The organism is Bradyrhizobium jicamae (genome assembly GCF_001440395.1).
GTDB lineage: Bacteria > Pseudomonadota > Alphaproteobacteria > Rhizobiales > Xanthobacteraceae > Bradyrhizobium > Bradyrhizobium jicamae.
The window spans coordinates 115583-122551 of the sequence record NZ_LLXZ01000004.1; the positions used below are offsets into that span (position 1 = coordinate 115583).

The window sequence follows — 6969 nt, forward strand, 5'->3', positions numbered from 1 at the left end:
GATCTGCGAGAACCGAAAATTGCAGTGGCTCGCGCCGCCCGCCAGCGTCTGCGTCCGTTCCAGACGAATCCCACGTGCGGCGTAAGCCTCAAAATCGAGCCCGCAGATGTGCGGCAGGATTTCCTGATCGCCGTGACGAGATGCGAATTTGCAGAAACCGCAGGCCCTGTAGTTGATACCGAAGTCAAAATTGTCGCCGGGGCCGGGCTCGACGAAATCGTAGACGAAATCTTCCGGGTATTCTTCCGCGTGGCTTTTCGCCGCCTGCTCACGCAGCAATGCCTGGTTCTCCGCAGACATGAACTGACGCCCTGAGGCGAGCCGTTCGGCCTCGGGCGCCAAGAGTAGTTGCGCCTTATAGCTCTCTCGCTCGATGTCGCCGATCACGGGCAGCGACACGCCATGTCGCCGGAGCACGCGACCGATGGCCATAAAACCCAGCAGGCGCATGAAGAAATCGCTCATGCGGCTGGCCGAGCCGCCGACATAAGGCATCTGGCCGAGCACGATCTCGAACTCGTCCATCACCTCCTGCCTGATCCTGTCCACGTCACCAAGGTTCGCGCGGTCGCGCAACATCGCTTCGGCAAGGTCGAAACGCTGGCGCATGGCGGCTTCCATTGCACCACGATGCGCCTCGTAAAAGGGATGAATTTGAGTCATGGGATATCCTGGCTGGCAAGGGTCGATCCGAACCCGACCGTAACCGGTGGCGTCGCGCCTCCGCAAAGCATTGTTGCTGCGGTTCAGCGCAAGAAAATCTATTGCAAGGCTTGCGCCTATCGGTGACAAACTGGCTGGCGATGACCTACATCCTTCCACCGCTCAATGCGCTCCGCGCGTTCGAAGCCGCGGCGCGGCATCTCAGCTTCAAGCTTGCCGCCCACGAGCTGCATGTGACGCCGGCCGCCGTGGGGCAGCAGGTGAAGTCGCTGGAGGCGCGTCTCGGCGTTCGCCTGTTCGAACGGCTGCACAAGCAGCTTGTGCTGACCGAGGCCGGCCAGGCCTATCTGCCGGAAATTTCCGGCGGCTTTCGCCGCATCGCCAGCGCGACCGCGCAATTGAAGCCGGTGGGCGCGGTGCTGCTGCAACTCGGCGTGCACGGCAGCTTCGATCTGCGCCGTCTGGGGTTGGCGGAGTTTCGAAGCTGCCACGAAGAAATCGGCTTGCGGGTGCTGCAGCCCGCCGGCTTGGCGGAACTGATCGAGGGCAAGATCGACGTGCTGATCGCCCGCGGTCTCAGCCACCATCCGGGCTACCGCTGCGACCGTGTGACGGAGGGATCCGGGCTCGGCGACTGGCTGATTGCGCCCGCCGGCACCGCGGATTGTCCTGAAATCGCAAGTTTTCGCGACTGGCTGCGCGGCCTGCCGGCCGAGAACTCGCTTGCGCCGCAGCGTCGTCGTGTGGTCGGCATCGTCAGAAGTTGAGGTGATCGTGAAGCAGAAAAAATTCGGCGCAGGTGGCGCGAACGTCTCCGTGATCGGGCAGGGCACCTGGTATCTCGACCGCGGCGACCGCAAGGCCGCGATCGCGGCGCTCCGCCGCGGCATTGAGACCGGCATGACCCATATCGACACCGCCGAGATGTACGGCGATGCCGAGCTTGTGATCGCGGATGCGATTGCAGGGCTCTCGCGCGAAAAGCTCTTCCTCGTCTCAAAGGTATTGCCGAGCAACGCCTCGCGCCGCGGCACCATCACCGCCTGCGAGCGTTCGCTGAAGCGGCTGAAGACGGATTATCTCGACTGCTATCTCCTGCACTGGCGCGGCTCCTATCCGTTCGAGGAGACGGTGGCGGCGTTCGACGAGCTGGTGGCCGCGGGAAAAATCCGCTGCTGGGGCGTCAGCAATTTCGACGAGGACGATCTCGATGAATTGATCGACGTCGCGGGCCAGGGGAAGATCGCCTGCAATCAGGTGCTCTATCATTTGCAGGAACGCGCGATCGAGCACGCGGTGATCCCGTGGTGCGAAAAGAACGGCGTCGCCGTCGTTGCCTATTCCCCGTTCGGGCATGATAAGTTTCCGTCCGCGCGCAGCAAGGGCGGCGAGGTGCTGCAGGCAATCGCCGATGCGCACAAGGCCACGCCACGCCAGGTCGCGCTGGCGTTTCTCACGCGCGCAGCTTCGGTGCTCGCGATTCCGAAAGCCTCGAGCGCGGAACACGCGGCGGACAATGCCGCTGCCGGCAATCTGAACCTGAGCGCCGCCGATATCGCCGCGCTCGACAAGGCCTTTCCCCGCGGCCCCAAACCGCGCGGCCTGCCGATGCTCTGACGGAACATCGTCCTTAACAAAGTGTTGCAATCGCGCCCTCAGCGCATATCCGCATCCCGCTTTCGGACCTAGTCGCATCGGGCGAATTGGTGTTTTTTACAACCTCGCCCGATTCGAAAACTACCGCCTTCGAGATTGCCGTGACACCGCCCCCCGCCGCAGCCGCCAGGCTGGACAGCGTTCATCTGCCTTTGCCCGAAAAGAAGTCGACGATCCGCAAGGCGCCCGCGCGTGCCGACCGGCCGTTCAAGGGCATCGCGCTGGTGCTGGCCTCGACGGTATTTCTCGGCGCCTCCGACGTGACGGCCAAATACCTCTCCGCGACACTGCCCTCGATCGAGATCGCGTGGATCCGCTTCCTGGTGTTCGCGATGATCATGACGCCGGCGATGATGCCGGGTTCGCCGCTGTTTGCGATGCAGACGGGCCGGCTCGGCCTGCATCTGTTACGCGGCCTGACGATCCTGGGCTCGTCGCTGTTCTTCATCTCCGGCCTGCGGTACCTGCCGATCGCGGAGGCTTCCGCCACCGGCTTCGTCGCGCCGCTGTTCGTCACCGCGCTGTCGATCATCTTCCTCAGCGAAAAGGTCGGTCTGCGCCGCTGGATCGCGACCGGCGTCGGCCTCGTCGGCGTCATCATCATCCTGCGCCCGGGCACCGGTGCGTTTCACCCGGCCGCGTTCTTTCCGCTGGTCTCGGCGCTGGCCTGGGCCTGCACGCTGATCATCACGCGAATGATGAGCGGCACCGAGCGCGCCATCACCGTGATGGCCTATTCGTCGATCGTCGGCGTCTGCATTCTCTCCGCGCTGGTGCCGTTCGTCTGGGTGACACCGACCTGGCACGACGTCGCCTTCGGCATTTTCATCGGCATTGCCTCGACCGCGGGGCAATGGATCGTGGTGCTGGCGTTCCGCTATGCCGACGCTTCGGTGCTGGCGCCGTTCTCCTACACGCAATTGCTGTGGGTCAGCATCCTCGGCTTCTTCATCTTCGGCGAAGTGCCTGACGCCTACACCATCACCGGCGCCGCCTTCATCGTCGCCTCCGGCCTCTACACCGCCCATCGCGAGCGGGTTCGTCGGTCGCAGCTTCTTTCCGTCTCGGGCGAGCCGTCGCCGAACGCCTGATCGCGCAGTGATTGCGGTCTGCGCCACAAAATCGTGGCGCGAGTGCCACAGTGCGGCCGGAAAACGCCGGCTCTCGATGCCAAATCAACAAATTCGGGAACCACCGTAATCCGGCGGCGGTACCCGCATGCTAACCTGACTTCATTGGAATGGCGCCGGAGAGCGCCGGGGAATGGGGTTCAGGGCGTTGTTTTTTCAGTTGTTACCGTCGGCGCAGGGCCGACGCCGCTGGGGCGTGGCTGCGCGGGCAGTCGCGATGCCGGCGTTTGTTGCGCTGTGCCTTTCGACGACACAAGCCAGCGCGGCCTGCGCGCCCGATCCGGCATCGAGCGGCGATACCGTCACCTGCAGCGGCAACACCCCCGGCGGTTTTCAGGCCGGCTTCGGCGTCAGTAACCTCACCGTCAACGTGCTGTCCGGGGCGACGGTTAGCGATGGCGGCGGAGGCGTCGCGATCGGTGTCGAGGATTTTAGCACGGTCAACAATCGCGGCACCGTGACGGCAGGGGCATTCAGCTTCGGCATCATCGCGACGTTCGACGACAACACGGTCAACAATCTCGCCGGCGGTACCATCACTGTTGGCTCCAACTCCGCGGGCATCTCGGTGCAGGGCGAGCGCGGGACCGTCAGCAACGCCGGCACGATCAACGCGGGTGATTTTGGCGCCGGCATCGATGTGTTTGGCAACGACGCAAAGATTACGAGCAGCGGGACGATCAACGTGCAGGACGGCGCGGCCGGTATCTCCGCACAGGGCGACCGCGCCCTGATCACCCATTCCGGCACCATCAACGGCACCGTCGCCAGCGTGGGCATCGCCTATAACGGCGTGTCCGGCACGATCAACAACAGCGGCAGCATTCTTCTCGGGGATGATGCCAGGGGCATCTTCGCCGTTGCCGATTCCGCCACCGTCACCAACAGCGGCACCATCACCGTTGGAAATGGCTTCGCCGCCGGCATTGACGTCAGCAGTTTCGTCGGCAGCAATATCGTCATCAACACCGGAACGATCAACGTCGGCGCGGGCGGGTTCGGCATCGGCATACTGCTGAGCGGCACCGGCACGGTTTTCAACTCGGGCACCATCAATGCCGCGAGCGGATTTGCCGCGATCGAATTTTGCGGTTGCGGCATCGCCAACGTGCTGACGCTTGGCCCGGGCAGCGTCATCAACGGCTTCGTGATCGGTACCGGCAGCGACACGTTCCAGCTCGGCGGCACCGGCAAAGACACATTCAACCTCAGCCTGATCGGCCTGAACATCGCCGGCCAACAATATGAGGGCTTCTCGACCTTCAACAAGGTCGGCAGTTCGAACTGGACCGTCACCGGCATCGGCGCGCAGGATTGGAACGTGCTTGGCGGCACGCTCTCGGTCAACGGCATCATCAATGGCCTCGTCACCGTCAATGCCGGCGGCACGCTCGGCGGCACCGGCACCATCGACAATGTCTTCGTCAATGGCGGTGCGCTGGCGCCGGGCAATTCGATCGGCACTCTCAACGTGGCGGGCAGTCTGACGTTCACGGCGGCGTCGAGCTACATGGTCGAGATTTCTGGCGCGAGCAGCGACCTGACCGTGGTCACCGGCGTAGCCACGCTTGGCGGCGCGACTGTCGTTGTCATTCCAACCGGCACGGTGACGAAGCAGTACACGATCCTCACCGCGACCGGCGGCGTGGCCGGCACATTCAATCCGGTCGTGTCGAGCGCTTCGCCCAATCTCAACGCAAGCCTCAGTTACGACCTCAATAACGTCTACTTGAATATCGCGCTAGGCTACGGCGGCGGCCTCAACGTCAACCAGCAGAACGTTGCCAACACCCTGACCAATTTCTTCAATACGACCGGCGGCATTCCCGCTGCCTTCACCTCGCTTTCGCCGGCCGGCCTGACGCAGGTTTCGGGCGAACTGGCGACGGGATCGCAGCAGGCGACCTTCGACGCCATGAACCAGTTCCTCTCGCTGCTCTCGGATCCGTTCGTGGCGGGTCGCCGCGGCGGCTTCGGCGGTAATGCCGGCGCTGTCCCGTTCGCCGAAGAGAGCGCGCTTGGTTATGCGGCCAGGAAGCGCGGCGCCGCGCGCGATGCCTTCGCCAAATTTCCGACCAAGGCCGATGTCGCGCGCAACGATCTGTTCGACCAGCGCTGGAGTGTCTGGGGCTCCGCTTACGGTGGCGGCAGTAACACATCGGGCAATGCCGCGCTCGGATCGAACGACGCCACGGCGCGCATATTCGGCTTTGCGGTCGGCGCCGATTATCGCTTCTCGCCCGACACGCTGGCAGGTTTTGCGCTCGCCGGCGGCGGCACCAATTTCAGTGTCTCGGGTTTCGGCTCGGGGCGCTCGGATCTGTTCCAGGCCGGCGCCTTCGTGCGCCACAACATGGGAGCGGCCTACATCACCGCCGCAGCCGCCTATGGCTGGCAGGACGTGACCACGGAGCGCACCGTCACGGTGGCCGGCTTCGAGCGGCTGCGCGCCCAGTTCAACGCCAACGCTTATTCCGGCCGCGTCGAGGGCGGCTATCGTTACGCGACGCCGTGGATGGGCATCACGCCCTATGCTGCCGGCCAGTTCACCACCTACAGCCTGCCGGCCTATGCCGAGCAGGTGCTGGCGGGCGCCGGCACCTTTGCGCTGAATTATGCGGCCAAGGATGTCACGGCCTCGCGCACCGAGCTTGGTGTTCGCACCGACAAATCCTGGGCGGTGCAAAGCGGCATCCTGACGCTGCGCGGCCGCGCCGCCTGGGCGCATGATTTCAACACCGACCGCAACGTCACCGCGTTGTTCCAGACGCTGCCGGGCGCGGCCTTCGTCGTCAACGGCGCGGCGCAGGCGCACGACTCCGCGCTCGTGACTGCTGCTGCCGAGATGAAATGGCTGAACGGCTGGTCGGCCGCGGCGATCTTCGAAGGGCAGTTCTCGGACGTCACCAACTCCTACGCCGGAAAGGGCGTTGTGCGCTATTCGTGGTGATCCTCCGTGCTTGAGCATGATCCGTGAGCGATTTGATCTCATCGCATCATGATCTAAGGTGAAAAAAATCACCGGGAGGATCCTTCGATGCGCGCAGCCATTTTCCGCAACGGGGAAATTGTCGTCGACCAGTTGCCGGAGCCGAAACCCGGCGCAGGGCAGGTGCTGGTGAAGTCGCTGGCCTGCGGCATCTGTGGCTCCGATTTGCATGCGCGCAAGCACGCGCACCGCATGGTCGAACTCGCCAAACATTTTCCTGGCCGCAAGCCGATGGACTTGTCGCGCGACGTCGTGTTCGGTCATGAATTCTGCTGCGAGGTGCTGGACTATGGTCCCGGCACGATGGGCAAGTTCAAGCCGGGCACAAAAGTCTGTTCGCTGCCGGCGCTGCTGACGCCGGAAGGCCCGCAGGGCATCGGCTATTCCAACGACAATCTCGGCGCCTACGCCGAGCGCATGCTGCTGAGCGAAGCCTTGCTGCTGGAAGTCCCGAACGGCCTGGCCGCCGAACATGCCGCGCTGACCGAGCCGCTCGCGGTCGGCGTTCACGCAGTCGCAAAAGCCAACATC

5 protein-coding genes and 1 pseudogene are annotated in these 6969 nt (G+C 64.0%); 5 read left to right on the forward strand and 1 reads right to left on the reverse strand.

What is annotated here, in order from left to right:
• Nucleotides 1–663: pseudogene (locus CQ12_RS41595) on the reverse strand (L-2-amino-thiazoline-4-carboxylic acid hydrolase); the annotation flags it as partial.
• Nucleotides 664–803: 140 nt separating this feature from the next.
• Here CQ12_RS41595 and CQ12_RS01455 point away from each other — a divergent pair.
• From CQ12_RS01455 to CQ12_RS45840, 5 genes are all read left to right on the forward strand, one after another.
• Nucleotides 804–1430, forward strand: a complete 627-nt coding sequence (locus tag CQ12_RS01455) for a LysR family transcriptional regulator (RefSeq protein WP_057833619.1) — start codon at nucleotides 804–806, stop codon at nucleotides 1428–1430.
• Between the two features lie 7 nt (nucleotides 1431–1437).
• Nucleotides 1438–2280, forward strand: a complete 843-nt coding sequence (locus CQ12_RS01460) for an aldo/keto reductase (protein WP_057833620.1) — start codon at nucleotides 1438–1440, stop codon at nucleotides 2278–2280.
• A 185-nt stretch (nucleotides 2281–2465) separates the two neighbouring features.
• Nucleotides 2466–3410, forward strand: a complete 945-nt coding sequence (locus CQ12_RS01465; RefSeq protein ID WP_057833621.1) for a DMT family transporter — start codon at nucleotides 2466–2468, stop codon at nucleotides 3408–3410.
• Nucleotides 3411–3666: 256 nt separating this feature from the next.
• Nucleotides 3667–6399, forward strand: coding sequence for an autotransporter outer membrane beta-barrel domain-containing protein (locus tag CQ12_RS01470; RefSeq protein ID WP_245309672.1), 2733 nt, complete (start codon nucleotides 3667–3669; stop codon nucleotides 6397–6399).
• Between the two features lie 87 nt (nucleotides 6400–6486).
• Nucleotides 6487–6969, forward strand: a 483-nt coding sequence (locus CQ12_RS45840) for an alcohol dehydrogenase catalytic domain-containing protein (protein ID WP_245309674.1), incomplete at its 3' end; no start/stop codon positions are given.